This is a genomic window from Shewanella sp. 492 (assembly GCF_059338445.1).
Genome location: NZ_CM181702.1, coordinates 3,277,115 through 3,301,023 on the forward strand (window position 1 = coordinate 3,277,115; position 23,909 = coordinate 3,301,023).

Below are 23,909 nucleotides of genomic sequence, written 5' to 3' on the forward strand. Positions count from 1 at the left end.
GTTAGCCAAACAACATTAAGGTGCCAACATCAAAAAACGGTCGAGTTCACTGGCAGGCAAAGGTTTACTGTATAGGTAGCCTTGCGCCTCATGGCACCCAGCTTTAGACAAAAATTCCGCCTGCTCTTGAGTTTCAACTCCTTCGGCAATAACGGTTAAGTTGAGCGCATCGCCAAGAGCAATGATCGCCTTAGCGATTGCGGTATTGTTGGCGTCATGCGGGATATCATGCACAAAAGATTGATCGATCTTCAGCTTATGTATAGGGAGCCTTTTCAGATAATTAAGCGATGAGTAACCCGTGCCAAAATCGTCAACCGACAGTTCAATGCCTAAATCGCCTAACTTTTTAAGCACCTCAATCACAGCCTTTGGATCTGACATCATGCAGCTTTCGGTCACCTCCAGCTCGACATAGTGCGCCGGGAGCCCTGTCTGCTCGAGGATCCGTTTTACATCATCAAAGAAGCTGGCTTGTTGTAATTGCGGGCCCGCGACGTTAACTGCGATACGACCAAAATCCTGCCCCTGTGCTAACCATTTCACCCCTTGGGAGGCCGCCGTTTTTAACACCCATAAGCCAATATCATAGATAAGACCAATTTTTTCGGCCACCGGAATAAAGATCGCCGGCGATATTGCCCCTAACAGGGGGTCATGCCAGCGTAGCAAGGCTTCAAAACCCACTAAGTGTAAGCCATTAAAACTCAACTTTGGCTGGTAAACCAATTGAAACGCTTCATTTGCCAGCGCATCGTGCAGGGCATTTTGCAGTTTGAGGTGTTCAACTGAGGCTAAGGTCAGCGCTTGGGTGTAAAAAGCATAGTTGTTACGCCCATTGAGCTTAGCTCTGTGCATGGCGGTGTCGGCATTGCGCAGCAAAGTATCTGAGCTTAGGCCATCTTCTGGATACTGCGCGATCCCCATGCTCGCCGTTAATCTAACGGTCTCATCATTGGGTAAGGCATAAGGCAGATCAAACACTTCCCGTAAACGACTGACCATAAGGGACACGGCGTCTTGGCTATCGATATGGGGTAATAACACCACAAACTCGTCACTGCCCACACGTGCCAAGGTACCTTGTTCGGCCAATTTGTAAGAGAGTCGCTTAGCCAACTCAACCAAAATACTGTCGCCGGCAATGTGGCCAAAACTGTCATTAATATGTTTAAACAGATCAACATCGATAAAGATTAACGCTAATTGACTCTGCTCACGCTTGGCATGACGCACCTCTTGTTCGAGCTGCGCCGACAAGGTGATACGGTTAGGCATCTGAGTTAAGGGATCGTGATAAACCAAGCGCGCTAACTCATTTTCACTTTGCTTTTTAGCCGAAATATCAGAAAACACCGCGACAAAATAACGAATATTATTATCATCATCGCACATTGAACTAATGCTTAATTGCTCAGGGAAAATAGCGCCACTCTTGCGGCGGTTCCAAATTTCGCCGTGCCAACATCCCTCGGATAACAGTGAGTCCCATAATTGAGCAAAAAAGGCTTTATCATGTCGACCAGAGTTAAACAGGCGGGGGTTTTTACCGATAACCTCGTCGCGTCGATAACCTGTGATATCGGTAAAAGCGCCGTGAACCTCGACGATATTGCCATCGGGATCGGTGATCACCACCCCTTCTACCGAATTTGCAAACACACTGGCAGCCATCTCTAACTGCTCTTGCGCCGCCTTATGTGACGAGATATTACGTGAAATACCGATCACCCCTTTTAACTCACCTTCGGCGCTCACCACTGGCATTTTTGTCGTCTCAAGCCAACTCTGTTGCTTGTCATGGTCACGAGCTAAACACTCATCGACCGTGACTTGTATCCCCCGTAAAATCGACTCATTGTCTGCTGCAATAAACCGTTTAGCCAGACGAGGCTCAAACAGTTCATCGTCGGTATGGTAGAGGATCTGCTCGCGGCTTTTATTGAAGGAGAGTTCAGCCCCATGGTTCACTAAAATGTAGCGCCCATCGCCATCTTTCATCCAGATATGATCTTTAATACTGTCGATAAACAACTGTAAATCTATCGATTCAGCTGCTGCGGGCGTTGCCCTCCCCCGCATAGGTTGCTGATGTGCCTGATAGCACTTAAGTAAACTCAACTCGATACTGTCACGACCTAACGGCAATAACCTAGAGCATTTAGACTTTACGCCTGAGGAAAGCCCTATGGCATCGGCTTTCGCTGGTTGCCAAAATAAGCCACCATAAAGGGCTTTAGATGGCCAAAAAAGCGGCAGCACTTGTATACCATCGATGACGATAGGCGATGAATAATCAGCATGAACCGAAGTGGTAGACAACTGGGCTAGGCTTTGATCGGCCGCCGCCTGCACAGGTAACAGGTCGACAGTGTCGCTGCTGCTAGATTGCAGTAATAACTGCAGCTGAGCCGCTGAATTAAGGTAAAAAAGAAAAAAATCACCACCACATGACGAGCACAAGGTCTCAATCGTTAATTGCCACTGCGCTAACTGCGTATCTGACACTGTTATATCAATCACTGCAACTATCCTTTATGTCATCCACACAGATGTGCAATCAAATCACCTGTTAGGCTGCTATGTTAACCGACTAAAACCAAGATGCTAGCGCAAAATGTTAACTGTGTGATCCAACCATTTACGATCATACTGTTAACATAACATGGGACTTGTTGGCGCCATCGACGGTCAATATGACTTTATACAATTTAAAAACAACGGTTTGATTAATAAGACAATAAAACCAAAATAATCACAATCAACACATTTTACACTACGTAGCACAACTAAAATAAGACTTTATATCAAGATCATGAGTTAAGCACATCATAAAATGCGCCTCGGTTTGTCTCAATAGCAGCACACGCATTATTAGTATTAACTTAAACATTACCGACTAAAATACCTTAAAGCAAAGCAACCTTGGCGCTGTTCGCCTTAAGCCTTAAATGGCTACTTCATACTCAGGTATTACAGCCGCCCAACTGCGGATTTTCTGTGTCGGTTAAAGTGAATATTAGTCGAAAAAAAACCAGCCAAGCGGCTAATGCCAGTCAGTTAAGCTGATTGGCATTTTTCTTTTTATGGGGATATTTGCTTGGTTTTGACTTTATAGCCCTTGGGTACACCCTATCTTCTCGTTTCGTTGGTAGCTCGAAGTTACCTAGCATTTCTATCAGTTGCTCGTAATGTTTGGGTAAATTTCCTGGGCTCATCAGTGGTAATCTTGCTAGGTAACTTAGTATCGTACTCGCACAATTACTGAAGCTGAGGCGATTGGCCCATATTCCTTTTCTTGATGCGGCCTCAGTCATTGCTTGACGCATCAGGTTGTAGCCAAGTAGTAAGCCCCAAAGTTCCTGTTCTACCATCTCTGATTTTTTACTTCTTAGCGTATACTCGCTGTTTAGTAGGGTTTGTTTCATCTCTCTGTAGCCAAGCTCTATTTCCCATCGATGATTATATAACTCAACGATGTCAGCACTTGGAAAGCGTAATGGGTCGACCATTGAGGTTAATACCTGATGCGTCTTACCTTTTATTGATTTTGTCACCAGCCTCGCTTCTATATGCGTCGGTAGCGCTGGGTTTTGTTGTCTGGCTTGGGCGGTTATTGCCAATTTCACCTGTTTATCTAACCGGCCATTTGAGTGTAAAACCTCGTACTGAAGCCCCTTTCTCGCAGGGATTAACCAGTGCCGCTCTTCACCACCTAGTTGCCATTGATGTAGCAAGTTTAAGGAGTAAAAACCTTTATCGAACATCGTGAGACTATGGTCTGGAGTTGACTGTATGAGCGCTTCTGCTAGCTTCATTTCACTCGTTTTATAACCATCAAACGCGCTATTTATCAGTTGATGGCTAGTGAGCTCCATATGACACACCATACGAACCTGAGGAAATGAGGTGTCACCATGTTGATTTGATGGTGAGCCAAAAGCATTACGATTATCAGCGGTGTCTTGAGTGCGCCAGACTACACCATCAACGGCTAATAAATTCAGTCCACACCATGTCTCAAATTGAGTGTTGCTATAGTAATGTTTTGCCATCATTTGAAAGGCATTTTTCATACTCTGCACACCTAACCTCTGGCGCCCTTGAACAAGAGCACTGGGGGCAATGAGCTTCTTTTTACCTGGTAGCATCAACTCCATATGAGTCGCAAGCTCCCATACAGACTGTTGTCGGTAAAAACTCATACCAATGACAGACCACATAACTGCATCAAGGGGTAAGCGACGTTTTCTTACTGTGGCGACCCCCGCAGTTTCAAAGGCTTGCTGGATGATGTTTTCATCCAATAAGTGATTAAGATTGGTAAAAGCTGTGGCTTCTTGGTGGTATTCAAAAGCGGTGCAGAAAGCTTGTTCTAAAGACATAAAAAAATCCAATATCATTTCTGATATTGGATTTTGAAGCCTTTTAAAGATCGGTCAACTGATCGTTTATATGCTTAACTGATCAGCATTAGCCAAGCGGCTGGTTTTATCTGTACCTTGCAATTAGCCTTGAGGGCGCATCGCTGGGAATAAGATCACATCACGAATCGTGTGTGTGTTGGTAAACAGCATCACCAAACGGTCGATACCAATACCTTGACCAGCGGTTGGTGGCAAACCGTGCTCTAGCGCGGTGATGTAATCGGCATCATAGAACATGGCCTCATCATCGCCAGCATCTTTAGCGTCAACCTGAGCCTTAAAGCGGCTATCTTGATCTTCGGCATCATTAAGCTCTGAGAAGCCATTAGCCACTTCGCGGCCACCGATGAAGAATTCAAAACGGTCGGTGATGAAATGATTGTCATCGTTACGACGCGCCAGAGGTGAGATATCCGCTGGGTAACCAGTAATAAAGGTCGGTTGCATCAGCTTAGGCTCTGCGGTTTCACCGAAAATTTCTTCCAGGAGTTGACCACAAGTCCAGAACTTCTCAATCGTCATGCCTAGGCTCTTAGCGAGGTTACGCATAAACTCAAGATCTTTGACCTCTTCATAGGTCATCGACTGAATAGTGGCGTTGTCTGGATTGTACTTTTTAATCGCATCTAGCATGCTAAGGCGCTCGTAAGGACCACCAAAGTCAACAGTGTGCTCACCGTAAGGCAGTTTAGCTGAACCACAAAGTTCAACCGCAATCGAGCTCAACATCTCTTCGGTCAGATCCATCAGATCGTTATAATCGGCATACGCCATATAGAATTCCATCATGGTGAATTCTGGGTTATGACGTGGCGACAGACCTTCGTTACGGAAGTTACGGTTGATTTCGAACACTCGCTCAAAGCCACCGACCACTAAACGCTTAAGGTAAAGTTCTGGTGCGATACGCAAATACATTTCGATATCGAGCGCATTATGATGAGTCACAAATGGACGCGCCGACGCACCGCCAGGGATGCTGTGCATCATTGGGGTTTCAACTTCCATAAACTCTTTTTTCACCATGAAGTTACGAATAGCGGTAACCACTTTCGAGCGCATGATGAAGGCATTACGAGAGTCTTCGTTAACGATAAGGTCAACATAACGTTGGCGGTAACGCGTTTCTTGGTCTGTCAGACCGTGGAACTTCTCAGGTAGTGGACGCAGTGCCTTAGTCAGCAGTTGGTACTGCTCCATATTGACATACAGATCGCCTTTACCCGACAGGTGCAACTGACCGGTGACACCGATAATGTCGCCGATATCTAGCCCTTGATACTTAGCTTTAAGCTCTTTTTGAACATCTTTACCGGCGTAAGCCTGAATGCGACCACTGACATCTTGGATCACCAAGAATGGACCACGCTTGGCCATGATACGCCCAGCAATCGAGCGCTGCACATTCATGCCCTCAAGCTCTTCTTTGCTGTAGTGACCATATTCGGCCTGAATATCTGCCGCTTTATGTTTACGATCGAAGTTATTTGGGTGACCGTTAGCAGGGCAAGTTGCGCGGATGTGCTCTAACTTGGCACGGCGCTCTGCAATTAACTTGTTTTCGTCTTGGGTTTGTTCAGTCATCTTCTTCTCTCGTTAAAGGCCAGATTTAAGGCTAGCTTCAATAAACTTATCCAGATCGCCATCGAGGACGCTCTGAGTATTTCGATTTTCTACACCGGTACGCAGATCTTTAATACGTGCATCATCGAGCACGTAAGAGCGGATCTGGCTACCCCAGCCGATATCCGATTTAGCATCTTCGGCGGCTTGTTTATCGGCATTCTGCTTAAGCATCTCTAGCTCATACAGTTTTGCTTTTAACTGTTTCATCGCCGCATCACGGTTTTTATGTTGCGAGCGATCATTTTGACATTGCACCACGGTATTGGTGGGCAAATGAGTAATACGAATCGCCGACTCGGTCTTGTTAACGTGCTGACCACCCGCACCCGAGGCGCGGTAGGTGTCGATACGCAAGTCCGACGGATTGATGTCAATTTCAATGGAATCATCAATTTCTGGGTACACAAACACAGAACAGAATGAGGTGTGACGCTTACCCGACGAATCGAATGGCGACTTACGCACTAAACGGTGTACGCCCGTTTCGGTCCGCAGTGAACCAAAGGCGTATTCACCGGTAAATTTAATGGTGGCGCCCTTAATGCCGGCCACATCGCCGTCGGTCACTTCTATCAGCTCTGGCTTATAGCCCTTAGCTTCGCCCCAACGCAAATACATGCGCAGCACCATATTGGCCCAATCTTGCGCCTCGGTGCCGCCCGAACCCGATTGAATATCCAAGTAACAATTTGACGCATCGTTTGGACCAGAGAACATGCGACGGAACTCAAGCTCTTCTAACCGTTTCTCAAGTTGTTGTAATTCCGTGGTTGCATCGTTGAAGGTCTCTTCATCGTTCTCTTCAACGGCCAGCTCAACCAAACCTTCGATATCTTCTAAGCCACTGTCCATATCGTCGATCGTTTTGACGACCGCTTCTAGGGAGGCGCGCTCTTTACCTAAGGCCTGAGCATTCTCAGGATCGTTCCATACTTCAGAGCTCTCAAGCTCTCGACTGACTTCTTCTAGACGCTCACGCTTAGCATCGTAGTCAAAGATACCTCCGAAGAAGGTCGGTACGGTCAGCGAGTTCCTTGATTTTGAATTTTACTGGATTTACTTCAAACATGATTTAATCAACTTTTAGTCGGATTTATACACGGATAGAAAACCCGCTATTTTAACTGAATCACCCGCATTAGCCTAGGGGCGAATCCGATAGATTTGCGCTTATTTAATCCCTAAAGGACATTAGCCCCAAAATGCAACGCTACACTCTGTGGCACTTTTGCTTAACGCCTATCTGCTGATCGATAGACCAAGTAACAGGGCGACGACTGCTCCCTGAACAACCACGACTAAAACTAGGCTGATGGTATAGCCTAAACGCCTAAACAAACCATAGGGCAAACAGTGATCCAATCTTGCAAAACCGCTCACTTTGCTAACTATGTCACACCAAGTTTTAATACAAACAGCATCGGAGCACACTCTTAAAAGCAATTGCGATCTCACTGGCAGAACTAGCATAAATAGTCACTTCTAAGACCTGTCGACAAAATCCCTCTGGGTATACTCAAGCAAAACCTTATTCTCAAAAACGCGCTGACACACGGCATTCATCTCGCGACGCACTGCCGAGCATAGTCAACGATTCTAAAAAAGGTCCCTATATGATAACGCTCAGTTTCGACGGTAAAACCGCTCACGCCTCTGTAGATGAAACCTTACTGAGCTGTGCCCTCAATGCGGGCATTGCCATTCCCCATTTATGTTATCAAGGCGCTGGCCTCAGTGATGAGCATGCCTTGAAGCAACAAAGTTGTCACCTGTGTTATGTCGAAACGCTCGACTCGCATGGCAATCGCAGCACAGTCAAAGCCTGCGACACAAAAGTGAGCCACAACCTCAAGGTCATCACTCACTCCGCTGCCCTGAGCAAGATACGTCAAGCCTCACTGAAACAGCTACTGAGCGATCATTATGCCGACTGCCAAGCGCCCTGCCAGCAAGCTTGCCCTGCGGGCGTGGATGTACAGTCTTACTTACTGCATATCGCTCAGGGCAATCATCGCCAAGCGGTAAAAATTATTAAAGATACCTTGCCACTGCCCTTGTCCATTGGCCGTGTCTGCCCCGCATTTTGTGAATCCGCTTGCCGCCGAGGTGAGTTAGACGAGCCGCTGGCCATTCGACAACTTAAACGCCACGCCGCCGATATTGACCTGCAAGGCGATAGCTATGTGCCCAGCAGATTAGCACCAACGGGCAAAAAGGTCGCCATCGTCGGCAGTGGTCCAGCGGGGATCAGTGCCGGCTTTTATCTGTCCAACGCCGGCCATGATGTCACCCTGTTTGAAGCTATGCCCAAGGCGGGCGGCTGGCTAAGATACGGTATTCCCGAATACCGCCTGCCCAAAGCCATACTGGATCAAGAGATAGCCTTGCTGTGTCAAAATGGCATGAAAATTCAAACCAATACCCGCTTAGGCCATGAGATCCACCTCAATGATTTACTCGCCACATTTGATGGCGTTTGCCTAGCCATTGGCGCGCAAAAAGCGGTGCCGATGCACTACCCAGGTAGCGAACTGGATGGCTGTTATCTTGGGGTCGATTACCTTAAAGATCATTGCACCGATAAGCGCTACACCACAGGACAAAAAGTGGCGGTCATTGGTGGTGGCAACACCGCTATCGACTGCGCCCGTACCGCACTGCGTGAAGGCGCCGATGTCACTTTAGTGTATCGCCGTACTCGCGATGAGATGCCCGCAGAAGCCTATGAGATAGCCGAGGCCGAACATGAAGGTGTGCGCTTCTATTTTCTCACTAACCCCATTGAAAACCATGGCGATAACCAAGGGCGCGTCAATGCCGTGACCTTTGAGAAAATGGCTCTAGGCGACGCCGATGCCTCTGGCCGACGCTCACCTAAAGCCACGGGTGAAACCTTTACTGAAACGTTCGATACCGTGATCCCCGCCGTTTCGCAAACCCCTGATATGGCTTTTTTACAACACCCACAGAGTCAACTGAGCGTGGGCGAAGTGGCCTTAACTCGCTGGAATACCTTCTCAGGTTGCGAGCACACCATGTCGGCAGGTATCGATAAATTATTTGTACTCGGCGACTCACGCACTGGCCCTGCAACGGCCGTGGCCGCAGTTGCCGACGGTAAAAAAGCCGCGATGGCTATTCAAAAACTGCTGGATGGCGAGCTCGCCTGCGAGCTTACTCCCGAAGCCTTTAACTCACAAAAACGCAGCAAAACGGCATTAAACTGGCGCCACTTTCCGCAGCAGTTACAGCAAAATAAAGCCCAAATGCCTGAGCTCGCCTTAAATGACAGAGCAAATAACTTTGCAGAGATTGAATTGGGCTTTAGCAATGATGCCGCCATGGCCGAAGCGGCTCGCTGCCTCGAATGTGGTTGCCAAGCCAATACCGATTGTCGCCTAAGAGACTATGCCAGCGAGTATCGTATCAGCAGCCAAGACCTTGGCAATGAGCCCCGCGCTTTTATCCCCGATAGCAGCAGCCCCTTTATTCATTTCGATCCTAATCGCTGCATCAGTTGCGGCGCCTGTGTGGCCATGTGTCACCAGCAAGCGGGACATCACGCCATCAGCTTTGAGCCTGACAGTTATCTGGCTATGCCCCAAGGCAGCCAAGCCCCGTTGCGCCAAGCCCCCAGAGCTGGCTTTAGTGTCAGCATGGCCGACAGCGATTGCGTGCAGTGCGGCAATTGTGTTTCAGTATGTCCCACCGGCGCACTCACAGATGCACGCGACAAACGCCAAGGGCGCCACCTTGCCCACTCACAAACCTCAACGGTTTGTACCTATTGCGGCATAGGGTGTCGCATCACCCTGCATACCGACCCGCAAAGCAATACCATCACCGGGGTCAGCGGTGACACTAGCTCGCCTGTTAATGAGGGTATGCTCTGCGTGAAAGGACGATTTGGCTTCGATTTTGTTAACAGCCCTGAGCGCCTAACCAACCCACTACTGCGTAAGGCGGGCGTTTTGGTCGAGGTGAGCTGGGAGGAGGCCATCGGCTTTATTGCCGATAAGCTTCAGCAGATAAAAACCCAACACGGCAGCGATGCCATAGCAGGGCTTGCGTCCGCTAAAGCGACTAACGAAGACAACTACCTGTTTCAAAAGTTGTTTAGAAGCGTGATTGGCACCAATAATATCGATCACTGTGCCCGCCTGTGCCATGCCTCAACGGTAACCGCCTTGCAAGACTCGCTGGGTAGCGGCGCAATGACCAACGATATCGCCTCCATTAAAGAGTCCGATCTGATTGTGATTTTGGGCTCAGACACCGAATCGGCCCATCCCATCATCGCTTCAAAAATTAAGCAGGCCATACAACAGCATGGCGCACGTCTTGTGGTTATCGACCCCAAACGGGTCAGCATAGCCGATCACGCTCAGCTCTATCTTTGCCATCGCCCCGGCACCGATGTCATGCTATTAAATGCCCTGATGCAGCAGATAATCACCCACAATTGGCACGACAGCGACTATATCGACCAACGGGTCGATGGCTTTGACGCTCTGCAAGCAGAGGTAATGAAGCCAGACTATAGCCTTGAAAATGCAGCACGGATCACTGGCGTCAGTGCAGCCGAAATACAGCAACTGGCTAAGATGATAGGTACGGCGAGCAAAACCGCCCTCTATTACGCCATGGGCGTGACCCAGCACACATCGGGCCATGATAACGTCACCGCCATCGCCAATTTACAGTTATTGTGCGGCAACATAGGCATGGCGGGCGCGGGGATCAATCCCCTGCGCGGACAGAGCAATGTGCAAGGCGCCTGCGATATGGGCGCGCTGCCCAACTATATTACCGGCTATCAAAGGGTCGATGATCCCAAGGTGCAGCAACTCTTTACACAGGCGTGGCAACAGCCACAGTTGCCAAGCACTGTCGGTATCGCCGCGACTGAGATGATGCATGCGCTGGCACATGGCGAGCTAAAAGCCCTGTATGTGATGGGGGAAAACCCAGTACTAAGCGATCCAGATCAAGCCCATGTATTACAAGGGCTGGCCGCTGCCGAGTTGCTAGTAGTGCAAGATATTTTTATGACCGAAACCGCTCAACTTGCCGATGTGATACTGCCAGCGGCCAGTTTCGCCGAAAAACAAGGCCACTTTACCAATACCGAGCGCCGAGTTCAGCAGCTGCAAACGGCGGTGAGTTCCCCAGGGCAAGCGCGCTTAGACTGGCAGATAGTGCAGACTATCGCCAATCAACTTGGCGCCAACTGGCATTATCAAGATGAGCGCCAAGTTTGGCATGAGATAACCCAAGTTACGCCGCAGTATCGCGGCATGCGTTGGCAAGATACCGCGGTTAACTGCCATGCTGGCCGCCACGGCATTCAGTGGCCTTGTCCGAGCGAAGGTCATCCAGGTACGTCGATTTTACACACAGAACAATTTACCCGAGGTAGGGCTGTTATGAAGCCGGTTAGCTATCGCTTACCCGCCGAAATGCCCTGTGACACCTATCCTTTTATTCTCTCGACGGGGCGCTTGCTCGAGCAGTTTCATACCGGCACCTTGACCCGTAAAACAGCCGGACTCAATGAACTCGGCAGCCCTAAGGTGATGATCTCGGCTTTCGATGCCGATAGGCTCCAGATAGCCAACGGCGACATGCTGATGCTATCGACTCGACGTGGCAGTATTCGTATTGCTGCCTTCGTCACTAAGCGGGCGCAAGCGGGGGTGTTATTTTTACCGTTTCACTTTGCCGAGGCGGCGGCCAACAAACTGACCAATAATGTGTTAGACCCTGTGGCTAAAATCCCCGAGTTTAAGATCTGCGCGGTTAAGGTAGAAAAGGTGGCGGCTGAGTTAGCCTTGGATTGATGAGGCTTAGTCACAAGCGAGCACCGACTCACATTGGCGCAATGTTCAAGACGCTATAAATAACAGCAAAAAGGCCTCCCATTTATGGGGGGCCTTTTATGATTGCGCTGTCAGTAAACCATATTTGGCATGGGGCAAACTTATGATCCCCAAACCGACACGAATAGGAATTACACCCGAAACTGCCCCACTAATGTATCCAAGTTACGCCCTTCATTAGCCAACTCTTGGCTAGTCTCCGAGGCGCTATTGCTCGACTGGAGCAGCTCGTTGACAATATCTTGGATAGCAAACACGTTACGGTTAATCTCTTCGGTTACTGAGCTTTGCTCGGTGGCCGCAGTGGCAATTTGGGTGCTCATATCATTGATGGTAGTAACCGCAGAGGTAACGGCGCCTAAGCTGTCGGAAATCGCCCGCGATGAGCTAACAGCGCGATGACAGCCTTCCTGGCTTGACTCCATGCTGTTAACAGCCAACGAAACTAAATTATGCAGCTCTGATAGCATTTCGTTGATCTCTAAAGTACTCGCTTGAGTGCGACTGGCTAGACTGCGTACTTCATCGGCAACCACGGCAAAGCCTCGTCCCTGCTCACCCGCTCTTGCTGCCTCAATCGCCGCATTAAGCGCCAATAGATTGGTCTGCTCGGCAATACCGCCAATCACACTCAGAACACTATTAATCTTTTGTGATTGCTCATTAAGTGAGGTGATGTGCGTGGCGGCAGTATCGATTTCGGCCATTAATGACGACACTTCGCTCAGTGAAGTATCGACACACTGCTGGGCATTACCCACATCTTGAGTCGCGGCTTGTGTCGCCTCGGCGACCTGAGTTGTGCTCATCGCCACTTCAGATGCGGTCGCCGACATTTCGGTGATCGCGGTGACAACCTGATCCGTCTCATTATTGTGGCTTTGCAACTGCTGTGACATGGTATGCGTTTGAGCTAAAATGTTGTCAGCACCGCCTTTAACCGCATGGGTTGCCTGCGCAACCTGTTGGATAATACCCTGCAGCTTTTCGACAAACTGGTTGAAGGAGCGTCCTAACATGGCGATTTCATCTTGACCATGAACCTCAAGCCGCTTGGTCAGATCGCCCTCGCCTTTGGCGATATCTTCAAGGTTACGCACCATATTGTGAATCGGATTGACCATGCGCTGCGCCGCAAACAGCATCACCACGGTCGTGATACCAATGAGCACTAAGACGATAACAACAATCGTCATCGCCTTGCTCTGCATATTTTGCGTCATCAATGCGCGATAGTCTGCGATGATCACATCGAGATCATCGGCATAAGCCCCAGTCCCTATCACCCAATTAGTACCTGGGACTACTGCGTTATAGCTTAGTTTAGGAATAATTTGGCTGGTACCCGGTTTGGCATATTCATACTCAAAATGACCATCGGCGTTACGCGCGGCATCAACAAGGCCTACCACAATTTTTTTACCGTTAGGGTCGGTCATGCCAATCTGGTTAGTGCCCTCAAGAGCGGGAACGACTGCATGAAATATGGCCTTACCGCTAAAGTCATAGATATAGAAATAGCCAGCGCTGCCAAACCGAACATTACGCAACGCCGAGCTGACATCGCCTTTATCGCCGAGACTTAGCTGATATTTAACAATCTCAACGCCGATTTCCACCTCTTCCTCCAATAGACTTTTACGCTCACTATAGAGGGAGTCTTGAAAGGTGTTCATGTTTTCTTCAAGGGCATTCGATTCTAATATGTAGGTGATCGCCACCAGCAACAAAAAGCTGATGATTAACGGCAATAAAGCAAACACCAGTAGCTTATTTTTCATTTTGAGCTGCCACATTTTCACGCTCCATAACAGGTTGATACATTGGTTAAAAAGAGAGCCATCATTTTGTTGGACGCCACTATGGATAAACTATAGCCAATGTCACCTCATCGACTGCACAAAAAAATATCAAGCGTGTACGCAAGGAATTTGATTGTGACGCGTATCAGATATGCCATGTCCCATGGGCGTAAGAATACTTGCTACAACTCATCAGCACGCCACAAAACCGCGACGCAAAAAATAAAAGGCATTTAAAATTAATGACTAAAATAGCATCAATGGAAAGCTGAGATGTCGCTCCACTTAAACAAAACCTCCCGCTAAAAGGAGTTACGTTGGCAACATCTATCACTACATCGAACTAAGATTTCAGCAGTAAAATCGATCCCTATGGCTAATAGTGCGACAGTCTAGCAACAAAGATGAAATGTAACCGATACCTATTTAGCTAAATTAATCAGGTCATACCACACTTGCTACTAAACGCAGCAATGGTACTAGCTATCCCTAACAAGCATGGTTAACACTTCGAAGTGATCGGTATGGGGAAACATATCAAAAAGTTGAACTTTGGTGATGTGGTAGCCTTTGATTTGACGTAGATCGCTGGCTAAGGTATGCGGGTTACAACTGGAGTAGAGTATCGCTTTTGGGGCGAATTCACTCAAGGAATGGCACAGAGATTGACCTATGCCGCGTCTGGGAGGGTTCACAATAATCAGGTCGGGCTTATCTTGAGCCTGCTTACCACTGGCAAACTCGGTCGAATCAAGGGCGGTAAATTGTACGTTACCTAACCCCATCGCCGCTGCTGACTGTTTGGCACATGCAATCGCCTCGGGCTCGATTTCGATACCCGTTAACGCTATCTCGCCAGAGGCACAGTGCAAGCCAAAGCCGCCCACACCGCAAAACAGATCCCAAATCGATTGCGGCGCAAGTTCAGCTGTCCACTCGCGAGCGGTTTGATACAGCTTTTCGGCCACGATGGGATGGGTCTGAAAAAAGCTCTTAGGCCGAATAGACAGTGGCACATCATTAAAACGTTCTTCTAAACGGGTCGCCTCGGTGAGGAACATTTCCGTTTCGCCTTCAAGAATCGCCATATGTACTGGCTGCAAGTTAACCGACACCACCTTAATTTGTGGATATTCGGATAATAATGCAGGCAGTTCGCGCTCGATACGAGTAATGGCGTCGGTGGATCGCAACACAAACCTGAGCATATATTCACCGCGAACTTGGCTGCGGGTGAGCAAAATAAACTTCAATTCGCCTTTTTGTTTATCAACCCGGTAAGGTGGGATACCTGCTTGGCGCACAAAAAGCTGTAAGCGGTGCAGTAGCTGCTGCATATCATCAGGGTAGAGCTGGCAATCACACAGACTGACGGGCTCGCCACTAGGGCTCACTATGCCTAAAATGGGCTGATGAGCAGCGCCCAGCACCACCATTTTGGCCTTGTTACGAAATCCACTTTCAGGCCCAAACACCGGGGCCAGCCACTCTTGCACCGGTAATCCCTGCAGCAACTGGCGTAATACTACCGATTTAACCGTTAACTGCTCGGCTAAAGACGTCTGAATATGACGACAAGATAAACACTGCTTAGCATCGAAATGGGCACACTTCACGGGTGATAGGCTCTGAGATAAATAGAAAAGGCGGCCCATTTTAGCGTCTTTAAGCTAAAGAATCACCTGCTGAGCAAGGATCTTTCTACCCCGCTAAATCAAGGCTCAATACCTAAATCCGTGATGACACTCCATTTAACCTAAGGGCAAATGATCAACATCGGCTTTTATCGGTCTGACACCTATTTGCTCACGCAGCCATAGCATCGCATCGGCGGCGGTATGCCTAAAGGTGGTGAGCTTCCCCCCATAAATGGTCAACAAGTGTGGATGACTCGGCTGCGCATCCATAATGGTGTCTCTAGGGGTATCGAACGCTGTGCCCGTCGGTTTCGGCAAGACTCGTACACCGCAATAGTGGCCAACGACCTTGCTCTCGAGTGCATCACTCGCCATATGGGGAAAGTAATTACGATAAATTCCCAGTAAATATTGCGTTTCAGCAACCGTGACCTTGGCATCTTGCGGCGTCGCAATCGTCGTTTCAGTGGTGCCTATCATGGTTTTACCATGCCAAGGCATCACAAATACTACCCGCTTATCGTAAATAGACTCGAGATACAAAATGCCAGCTGGCGCGGCAATATCGAGCACCAGATGACTGCCCTGCACCAGTTCGATAGCCAGTTTACCCACCTTGGGTATAACAAGATCTAAGGTATCGTTGACCCAGGGCCCTGTGGCATTAATCACGCAGCGCGCGTGCAGACTCGTAGCCCCGTGGTTGTGACGGTAATTGACCACGCAGCCGTCGCCGTCATGGCTGATCTGCTCTATCTGCGCCTGGGTGATAATGCTCGCGCCAAGTTGCTCGGCACTGGCGGCAACTGCGCGGGTCAGCGCCAAATCGTCGGTTTGCGCGTCCCAATAACGAAACACGGCCCTAAGCCCTTTGAGGGTAATACCAAGTGAGCTCCACTCTTTTGCCTCCAGCGACTTAAATTGCCCTAACGGGTCAAACTCACTGAGCAAGGCATAAAGGCTGAGGCCTGCGCGTATAGCCAATGGCCCGCGCTGGCTATCTTGGTAAACGGGGATATAAAAAGGCACAGGTTTGACTAAGGTGGGGGCTAAGGATAACAGCGCTTTGCGCTGGGCTAACGACTCTCGCACCAATCCCAGTTGGCCAGTTTCTAGGTAGCGCAAGCCACCATGGATAAGCTTGCTGGAATTGGATGAGGTTTGCTCGCCAACACCGTATTTTTCAAGCACGGTAACGCGATAACCCGCCGCTTGTGCTCGCTGCGCGATACCCACCCCTGTTATTCCAGCGCCAATGACGATTAAATCGACAGCGTCCATAGCACTCTCTCCCCTTAAACACCCGAAAATCATCACAAGTTGAAATCAGCTCAAACCTAACACCGGTGCGCCATCCACTGGCGAATACCACAACCGCCGCGCACTTCCCCTACATCAACTTAAATAGGCGTAGGCTTTATCGCACAGCTGTTTTAACTGGGCAAATTCGACATCTTCGCCACCTAACTTACAGCGCATTTGCATGGGCACTTGCTGAGCTTGCGTTTCAAGCTGCAAGCCTTTGTCGGTAAGATGTAATACTCTGACGCGCTCATCGGTTTCACTGCGCCCCCGGGTCACCAGCCCTTTTGTTTCGAGACGCTTTAATAAGGGCGTTAAGGTGCCAGAGTCGAGATGTAACTTTTTACCTAAGGTTTTAACGCTGATCCCCTGATGTTGCCACAGCACCATCATGGCTAAATATTGCAAATAGGTAAGATCTAACGCCTCTAACAAAGGGCGATAAGCCCTAATCATGGCATTGGTGGCACTATATAAAGAAAAACAGATCTGGTTTTCTAATATCAGTGGATTATGGCGGTTATCTTGGCTCATTTAGGGCGCTTCCAGTATTCAATTGCACACAACTTTTAATCAGTCTACTGCAATCTTCATCCAACTGACAATGACAAAAAGATCACTAAGCGATGCTTAGGTCGGCGATAAGAACTAAGCAATAAAACACTCGATTAGCGTAATTACTCAGTTATTTTCACTAAAAACGTATTTTATTAACCAATGCGATTGATTTACCGTCACTTTACCCCTAAATTACCCATCCTTGTTATTGACCAACATACCGATAGCGAGCCTTGCCTGCGGTGTTATGCCTCAGTCAACCCAGCTCAGCCCCTGGCGGCTAAAACAGATTGATACAACAACACATTGGAGGTGTTCACGATGAAGCAGCAAATTCTCGCTCTGCTATCGTTACTATCGATAGGTAATGCATCAGCCCACTGCCTAAATGAAGTGGATTTATTTGATATTCAGTTTGAACTCAACAGCTCATATTTTGGCAAACAGCAAGCCAAGCAACTGCAGCAACTCCCTACAGACACCCAAGTGGGAAACGGCTACTTATTACTCGAGTTTCCTATCTATAAAGGCCAAACCGATAAAAAGCTGCGTCAATATGACCGCTGGTTAGCATATCGCCGTATTGCGCGGGTAAAAGACTACCTTACCAAATCCGATTATCAGGCGCCTATTATGACTCGCATTCTCACGGCCAGTAACGATGATAGCCGCACCTTGAGTTTACATTGGTGCCAAGACGCTCATCCAGAAGCGATCGCAGCCACGACTGGTGCAAACCGATAAACATGCGCTATCCCCCGATAATTACAGCAGTAAAATCTGCCCCAGTTAACACTTACAAGGTATTTCACGATTTGCATTGCAAATATGACAGATAAACTTAATCTCCCTTTGGCTGCGCAGTAAACTATTGATAACAAGGTTGTCATCCTTGCCACCGTGATCTTGAGTAGGCGAGCGCTTCCCGAGGAGGGAACATGTTAAGAATTGTCATTTTAAGCTTATTATTTCTATTGAGTCTCACCCCCTTGTCCAGTCAAGCCGTCGATACTGGCGCTCACACGGATCCCACCTGGCACTATGTCGATGACCAAGGGCAATTAAAGGTCAAGCTATACTTTTTCTGGTCTAAAACCTGCCCGCATTGCGCCGAGGCTCACCCTTTTATCGATTCACTGCCACAACAATATCCTTGGATAGAGCTAGAGTCGCATATGATTACGGCCGATGGCACCATGGAAAAATGGCAACAGATAGCCCAAAAGACCCAAGTGCCAGCCCGCTCGGTGCCCTATATTGCCGCCTGTGACAAAGCCACCGTGGGCTATAGCAGCGAAGCCGTTACCGGTCAGTATATTGTACAAAATCTTAAAGCCTGTTACCGCGCCTTAGGAGGTCAAGTCAGCGATGACGAGCACCCAATCCCTTCGGCCACAGCCAACACTAGCGATGCCTCGCCCCTCTTTGGTACCTGTAGCGAAAGTGAACAAGCCGGCACCTGCGATTTAGGCCTCGGTGACACAGCTAATACCGCCCCAGTAAGCCAAGTGCAACCGGTAGAGCTACCTCTCATTGGCGTTATCGCCCCTGAAACCCTGTCGCTGCCGGTACTGACAGTGGTATTGGCAGGAGTCGACGCATTTAACCCCTGCGCCTTTTTCGTACTGTTATTCCTATTATCCATCATGGTTAACGCTAAAAGCCGTAGTAGAATGTTGATTGTGGGCGGTATTTTTGTCTTTTTCTCCGGCTTTATTTACTTCCTATTTATGATTGCATGGCTCAATATTTTCGAACTGCTCGGTGCGGGCAGTGATGGTGGCTGGATTATATTAGGCGCCGGATTGATGGCCTTAGTCGCGGGCGTTATCAATATCAAAGACTACTTCTTTACCAAAGGAGAGGTGACGTTGTCGATGTCGGCAGAAAACCGCACCGGACTGATTAAGCGCATGGGTAAACTCACCAGCGCCAGTAGCATGGCGGCGATGATAGCGGGCACTGTGGTACTCGCCATTTTAGCCAACGCCTACGAGCTGCTTTGCACCGCTGGTTTTCCGATGATTTACACCAGTGTACTGTCGATGCATGAACTCCCCGCATTTGATCGTTACCTGTATCTGGCCTTTTACAATATTGTTTATGTGATCCCGCTGGCCATCATTGTTATCGCCTTTAGTGCCACCTTAGGTAAACGCAAGTTAACCGAGAAAGAGGGGCAAACTCTCAAGCTAATGTCGGGCATCATGATGATTGGACTGGGCGGCACCTTAGCGGTCGATCCTACGGCATTGCAAAATGTTACGTTAGCCATCGCCTTAATTGCAGCCTCTATTGGCTTAACCTTGGTTATCACCTTAAGCCGTAAATTGATAGCGCGCCAAGCCTAGCCTAGCCTGATGTATGGCGTGTAGAGAAGTGGTATGGTGATGCCAAGGTGCATCACCAAGCTTACCTCACACAAAGCGCATTAAAGTTGCAAAGAAGTTGGCCGATAATACGTTAGTTAAGTTAAATGGGGGCTACACAGTGCTGCCCAGTTTAACACCGCTTAGCGTTAATGATGCGAAAGCTTAGCTTATATATTGAGCTAGCATTAACATCAAACAGCAATCAATTTAAGGTAGTCCTTATGGCAGTAACGATTGGCACCAGTAATCTTCAACCCAACATGAGCAATGGCAGTGTTGGCGTAAAAGTGGCTCAGCTTGCTAAGGAGCAACAACAGGCTGAAGGAGAAATTGCATTGCAATTGATCAATGCCGCGATGCCCGCCCCAAGCGCCGCACCTGTGGGCAACATTGGCCACAATATCAATACCACGGCATAAGTTACATTTAACACTAATAAAAAAGCCTACGCTAAGTAGGCTTTTTTACATCACTAATATTATGCAAAGAAGCCATATTATGACTAGTGGAGGGTATCGCCATGCCAACCTTAAAGGTATTGCGCCCCGCTTTTTTAGCCTCGTAAAGTAATTTGTCGGCGCTACACATAAAGGCGTCGGCATCGACCCCCTCCTGCCACTGACACACCCCTTGCGATACTGTGACATAAGGCGCGATGTCGGAATCTGCATGTGGAATTCGCGTATGTTCGATAACTGATTTTAACTTCTGGGCGATGACCTCTGCGCCCTTTAAATCGGTTTCAGGTAAGATAAGGGCAAACTCTTCGCCACCGTAACGGGTCGCCAAGTCGCGTGGGCGATGGGCAATTTCCGACAAGATAGCCGCCAGCTGTACCAAGCAGAGATCTCCAGCCAGATGGCCTTGACTGTCATTAAGGCGCTTAAAATAATCCACATCCAATAGTATCAAACTCAGCGGACGACCGTTACGTGTCGATGCTCTTATCTCTTGATGTAAAACTTGGTCAAAATGGCGCCGATTGCTTAAATTAGTTAATACATCAATCAAGGCCATACGCTGAAACTGCTTCACCAACATCTGTTTTTCCACATCGCGTAAAATAGCCATATCAAACCATTGAGCCAACACCTTACGGCCGGTAAAAATGATCACAAAAAAACAGCCGAACTTAGTAAAGGCAAACACTGGACTGTCGGGCAGACCCGTTAGGCGAATAGTCAACCCCATCAACATCAAAGGAATAATAAAAGCTAGCATCCAGTTACGCTTTGGAAACAGGGCGATGGCAAAGGTCACCACCAAAATATCGACTAAGGCTTCATCCCCTGCTAATACTGAATATTTTGTCATTCCCGTCAAGGGCTCTGTTTGTAAAAACAAACTGATGATCAGATACAACCATGCCGCTTCTAGCAACAAAAAGAAGCCCATCACCATGCGCAGAGTTACCGCTTCTCGCTTGATTAGCACCTTCATAGCCAGCCCTAACAGCGATACCAGTATGACAGGCAATACCATTAGCGAAAAAAGATCAAAGCGTGCAGCCGACATGGCTCTGATATAAGCACTGAAAGAGATGGCCACGATTAGAAACAATGACAGTAGTGAAGCCCACTTAATGCTAGCGAGCATATAACGTAGGCTTTCCAGCTCATGTTGTTGTTCAAAGTGAATAATTTGCGTTGCCATAGGCGTGAGGGTGAGTAACCCGATCATTCCCCAATAAAATCTTCTTGTTAAATCAGTATATAAGCAGATACAAAAACAGCCAGCTAAGCTGGCTGTTTTATCAAGGTATTAGGCTAACATTACGCAGCTTGGACGCTGCTCTCTTCACTATGACGGATCAGATAATCAAAAGCGCCTAATGAAGCGGTGGCTCCGCTGCCCATGGCAATGATGATCTGCTTGTAGGCCGAATTGGTCACATCACCTGCGGCGAATACACCCGCAAGCGAGGTTTCCCCTTTCGCATCGACAATGATCTCACCACGGTTAGTCAGCTCGAGAGTGCCTCTTAACCATTCGGCATTCGGCACTAAACCTATCTGCACAAATATTCCCGCCAAGGCGATATGGTGGCTCTCGCCTGTGGCTCTGTCGGTATAATTAAGGCCGTTAACACGTTGACCATCGCCAGTCACCTCTGTGGTCATTGCCTGAGTAATAATATCAATATTGCCCATAGACGCGGCCTTGCGTTGCAGCACATCATCGGCTCTAAGCTTGCTATCAAACTCCAATACCGTGACATGTTCAACGATATTGGCTAAATCGATTGCCGCCTCAATACCTGAGTTACCGCCACCAATTACAGCAACCCGTTTGCCTTTAAACAATGGGCCATCGCAATGTGGGCAGTACGCGACCCCTTTACCACGGTATTCTTGCTCACCAGGGACATTCATCTCGCGCCAGCGGGCACCAGTCGCGATTAAGACCGTTTTGCTGAGCAGCACTGCGCCGCTTTCCAACTCGAGTTCAAATAGCTCGCCAGATTTAAGGCTCAATGCACGCTGATTATCCATGATATCAACATCATATTCGTGCACATGGGCTTCAAGGTTAGCCACCAGCTTTGGCCCTTCGGTGGCTTTCACTGAGATAAAGTTTTCAATGCCCACAGTTTCGGCGACTTGACCACCAAACTTGTCGGCGACGATTCCGGTACGCAACCCCTTTCTGGCTGCATATATGGCCGCCGATGCACCCGCGGGGCCGCCGCCCACAACCAACACATCAAACGCTTGTTTCTGATTTAACTGCTCAGCCTTACGGCCAGCGGCATTGACGTCTAGCTTATTTAGGATCTCAACCACACTAATACCGCCCACAGAGAAAGGCTCACCGTTGAGGTAAACAGAGGGCACCGCCATGATGTTGCGTTGATTCACTTCTTCTTGGAATAGTGAGCCGTCGATCATCACATTACTAATATTGGGGTTAATGGCCGCCATCATATTCAGTGCCTGCACCACTTCTGGGCAGGTTTGGCAGCTTAACGATACATAGGTTTCAAACCGATACTCGCCGGGAAGTGCACGGATCTGCTCTATTAGTTCCGCATCGAGTTTAATCGGGTGCCCACCGGTGTGCAGCAAAGCTAACACCAATGAGGTAAATTCATGGCCCATTGGCAAACCAGCAAAGCTGATACGGCTATGGGTTTCGTTGTTGGTTACTGTCATTGACGGGGTGCGTTCACCCGCGGACTCGGTCAATGACACTAAGCTTGAAGCGTCAGCAATATCGGCTGCTAACGACTTTAATTCTAACGCTTTAGGACTGTTATCTGCTGATACGACAAGTTCAACTGGGCGCTTGAGGTTTTGCAGGTAAGTAGTCAGCTGATTTTTTACATTCGCATCTAACATAAAAGCTCCTAAATATAGGCGACTCAAAAATGAGTAAGGAAAAATAGCGATAAAGTGCCAGCTCAGGCATTGCAGGGGGAACCTGAGCCGGCATTTAGATAATGGGGCTAAGTGATGAGCTTAGCCGGTAGCGAATAAGCCAGATGTGGCTCTGTCCGCTAGGGGTGAGGCAGTGTTAGATTTTACCCACTAGGTCTAAAGAAGGCGCTAGGGTTGCTTCACCTGGCTGCCATGCAGCAGGACAAACTTCACCGTCGTGCGTTGCAACATACTGAGCAGCTTGGATCTTACGAACCAACTCAGTAGCGCTACGACCAATACCTAGGTCATGAACTTCAGCCACTTTAATCACACCTTCTGGGTTGATAACAAAAGTACCGCGAAGCGCTAAGCCATCTTCTTCAATCATCACACCAAAGTTACGTGTGATAGTACCGGTTGGGTCACCGATCATTGGGTATTGGATTTTGCCAATAGTGTCTGAGCTATCGTGCCATGCTTTGTGCGTAAAGTGAGTGTCAGTTGATACTGAGTACACTTCAACGCCCATTGACTGAAGCTTCTCGTAGTGATCAGCCATGTCACCTAGTTCTGTAGGGCACACAAACGTGAAATCAGCTGGGTAGAAGAACACTACTGACCACTTGCCTAAAAGATCTTGCTCGGTTACCGAGACAAAATCACCATTGTGGTATGCAGTTGCAGAAAAAGGCTTGATTTCAGTGTTGATGATAGATTGTGTCATGTCATGCTCCATTTAGGGTTATTAACAGATTAACGCTGGGGTAGCAGCCGTTTGCTGCAACCCGTTGTTTGTTTCGATGGAGAGATAATAACGAGGAGTGACAATTAAATATAACGGATAAAAACTATCATGCTAATCGATTTTTATAATTGAACTTTGATTGCAACGAAAAAATCGATTAGCCCTAAGCAACAAGTGTAAAAGTGACTATTCTAAAAATGAC

15 protein-coding genes are annotated in these 23,909 nt (G+C 48.3%); 4 read left to right on the forward strand and 11 right to left on the reverse strand.

What is annotated here, in order from left to right; all coding sequences use genetic code 11:
• Nucleotides 1-15: 15 nt before the first annotated feature.
• The 4 genes from AC5YBX_RS14465 to prfB all read right to left on the reverse strand — a co-directional run bounded on the left by AC5YBX_RS14465 (nt 16) and on the right by prfB (nt 7,122).
• Nucleotides 16-2,523: a putative bifunctional diguanylate cyclase/phosphodiesterase gene (locus tag AC5YBX_RS14465; protein WP_494523917.1), complete on the reverse strand. Its 2,508-nt coding sequence runs from the start codon at nt 2,521-2,523 to the stop codon at nt 16-18.
• A 533-nt stretch (nt 2,524-3,056) separates the two neighbouring features.
• Nucleotides 3,057-4,385, reverse strand: a complete 1,329-nt coding sequence (locus AC5YBX_RS14470) for an IS4 family transposase (protein WP_494518922.1) — start codon at nt 4,383-4,385, stop codon at nt 3,057-3,059.
• A gap of 123 nt (nt 4,386-4,508) precedes the next feature.
• Nucleotides 4,509-6,011 (reverse strand): lysine--tRNA ligase, encoded by a 1,503-nt coding sequence (lysS, locus tag AC5YBX_RS14475; RefSeq protein WP_110457241.1) that lies wholly within the window; start codon nt 6,009-6,011, stop codon nt 4,509-4,511.
• Between the two features lie 12 nt (nt 6,012-6,023).
• Nucleotides 6,024-7,122, reverse strand: a protein-coding gene (prfB, locus tag AC5YBX_RS14480) for a peptide chain release factor 2 (protein ID WP_475514834.1) whose coding sequence is annotated in 2 segments (ribosomal slippage) — nt 6,024-7,046 and nt 7,048-7,122 — 1,098 coding nt in all. Because the reading frame shifts where the segments join, the coding sequence is not laid out codon by codon here.
• 544 nt (nt 7,123-7,666) lie between these two features.
• On the opposite strand from prfB, the gene fdhF reads away from it, so the two are divergent.
• A complete protein-coding gene (fdhF, locus tag AC5YBX_RS14485; protein ID WP_494523918.1) occupies nt 7,667-11,893 on the forward strand; it encodes a formate dehydrogenase subunit alpha in 4,227 nt (1,408 codons plus the stop codon).
• A gap of 170 nt (nt 11,894-12,063) precedes the next feature.
• Here the strand turns inward: fdhF and AC5YBX_RS14490 are convergent, their stop codons facing one another.
• From AC5YBX_RS14490 to ohrR, 4 genes are all read right to left on the reverse strand, one after another.
• The gene (locus AC5YBX_RS14490) at nt 12,064-13,728 is read right to left on the reverse strand and encodes a methyl-accepting chemotaxis protein (protein WP_494523919.1); all 1,665 of its coding nucleotides are present in this window, start codon (nt 13,726-13,728) and stop codon (nt 12,064-12,066) included.
• Nucleotides 13,729-14,213: 485 nt separating this feature from the next.
• Nucleotides 14,214-15,389, reverse strand: a complete 1,176-nt coding sequence (gene rlmC / locus AC5YBX_RS14495; RefSeq protein WP_494523920.1) for a 23S rRNA (uracil(747)-C(5))-methyltransferase RlmC — start codon at nt 15,387-15,389, stop codon at nt 14,214-14,216.
• 96 nt (nt 15,390-15,485) lie between these two features.
• Nucleotides 15,486-16,652 carry a glycerol-3-phosphate dehydrogenase/oxidase gene (locus AC5YBX_RS14500; protein WP_494523921.1) on the reverse strand — a complete coding sequence of 389 codons (1,167 nt, stop codon included), beginning with the start codon at nt 16,650-16,652 and terminating at the stop codon, nt 15,486-15,488.
• Nucleotides 16,653-16,766: 114 nt separating this feature from the next.
• Nucleotides 16,767-17,207, reverse strand: a complete 441-nt coding sequence (gene ohrR, locus AC5YBX_RS14505; protein ID WP_494520919.1) for a transcriptional regulator OhrR — start codon at nt 17,205-17,207, stop codon at nt 16,767-16,769.
• A gap of 345 nt (nt 17,208-17,552) precedes the next feature.
• On the opposite strand from ohrR, the gene AC5YBX_RS14510 reads away from it, so the two are divergent.
• The 3 genes from AC5YBX_RS14510 (at nt 17,553) to AC5YBX_RS14520 (ending at nt 20,022) form a co-directional block, all read left to right on the forward strand.
• Nucleotides 17,553-17,975, forward strand: a complete 423-nt coding sequence (locus AC5YBX_RS14510; RefSeq protein ID WP_494523922.1) for a hypothetical protein — start codon at nt 17,553-17,555, stop codon at nt 17,973-17,975.
• A 194-nt stretch (nt 17,976-18,169) separates the two neighbouring features.
• On the forward strand, nt 18,170-19,582 hold the full coding sequence (locus tag AC5YBX_RS14515; protein ID WP_475514842.1) for a cytochrome C biosynthesis protein: 1,413 nt from the start codon (nt 18,170-18,172) through the stop codon (nt 19,580-19,582).
• Between the two features lie 242 nt (nt 19,583-19,824).
• Nucleotides 19,825-20,022: a cytoplasmic protein gene (locus tag AC5YBX_RS14520; RefSeq protein ID WP_475514843.1), complete on the forward strand. Its 198-nt coding sequence runs from the start codon at nt 19,825-19,827 to the stop codon at nt 20,020-20,022.
• A 31-nt stretch (nt 20,023-20,053) separates the two neighbouring features.
• On the opposite strand, the gene AC5YBX_RS14525 is transcribed toward AC5YBX_RS14520, so the two are convergent.
• The 3 genes from AC5YBX_RS14525 to ahpC all read right to left on the reverse strand — a co-directional run bounded on the left by AC5YBX_RS14525 (nt 20,054) and on the right by ahpC (nt 23,686).
• A complete protein-coding gene (locus AC5YBX_RS14525; RefSeq protein ID WP_475514844.1) occupies nt 20,054-21,283 on the reverse strand; it encodes a membrane-associated sensor domain-containing protein in 1,230 nt (409 codons plus the stop codon).
• Nucleotides 21,284-21,375: 92 nt separating this feature from the next.
• A complete protein-coding gene (ahpF, locus tag AC5YBX_RS14530) occupies nt 21,376-22,941 on the reverse strand; it encodes an alkyl hydroperoxide reductase subunit F (protein WP_494523923.1) in 1,566 nt (521 codons plus the stop codon).
• A 175-nt stretch (nt 22,942-23,116) separates the two neighbouring features.
• Nucleotides 23,117-23,686 (reverse strand): alkyl hydroperoxide reductase subunit C, encoded by a 570-nt coding sequence (gene ahpC, locus AC5YBX_RS14535; protein ID WP_494523924.1) that lies wholly within the window; start codon nt 23,684-23,686, stop codon nt 23,117-23,119.
• Nucleotides 23,687-23,909: the final 223 nt, after the last annotated feature.

Bases quoted from the DNA above. Each gene is read 5' to 3' on its own strand.
- AC5YBX_RS14470 (WP_494518922.1), bottom strand. From the start codon at position 4,385: ATGTCTTTAGAACAAGCTTTCTGCACCGCTTTTGAATACCACCAAGAA.
- lysS (WP_110457241.1), bottom strand. From the start codon at position 6,011: ATGACTGAACAAACCCAAGACGAAAACAAGTTAATTGCAGAGCGCCGT.
- fdhF (WP_494523918.1), top strand. From the start codon at position 7,667: ATGATAACGCTCAGTTTCGACGGTAAAACCGCTCACGCCTCTGTAGAT.
- AC5YBX_RS14490 (WP_494523919.1), bottom strand. From the start codon at position 13,728: ATGTGGCAGCTCAAAATGAAAAATAAGCTACTGGTGTTTGCTTTATTG.
- rlmC (WP_494523920.1), bottom strand. From the start codon at position 15,389: ATGGGCCGCCTTTTCTATTTATCTCAGAGCCTATCACCCGTGAAGTGT.
- AC5YBX_RS14500 (WP_494523921.1), bottom strand. From the start codon at position 16,652: ATGGACGCTGTCGATTTAATCGTCATTGGCGCTGGAATAACAGGGGTG.
- ohrR (WP_494520919.1), bottom strand. From the start codon at position 17,207: ATGAGCCAAGATAACCGCCATAATCCACTGATATTAGAAAACCAGATC.
- AC5YBX_RS14510 (WP_494523922.1), top strand. From the start codon at position 17,553: ATGAAGCAGCAAATTCTCGCTCTGCTATCGTTACTATCGATAGGTAAT.
- AC5YBX_RS14515 (WP_475514842.1), top strand. From the start codon at position 18,170: ATGTTAAGAATTGTCATTTTAAGCTTATTATTTCTATTGAGTCTCACC.
- AC5YBX_RS14520 (WP_475514843.1), top strand. From the start codon at position 19,825: ATGGCAGTAACGATTGGCACCAGTAATCTTCAACCCAACATGAGCAAT.
- AC5YBX_RS14525 (WP_475514844.1), bottom strand. From the start codon at position 21,283: ATGATCGGGTTACTCACCCTCACGCCTATGGCAACGCAAATTATTCAC.
- ahpF (WP_494523923.1), bottom strand. From the start codon at position 22,941: ATGTTAGATGCGAATGTAAAAAATCAGCTGACTACTTACCTGCAAAAC.
- ahpC (WP_494523924.1), bottom strand. From the start codon at position 23,686: ATGACACAATCTATCATCAACACTGAAATCAAGCCTTTTTCTGCAACT.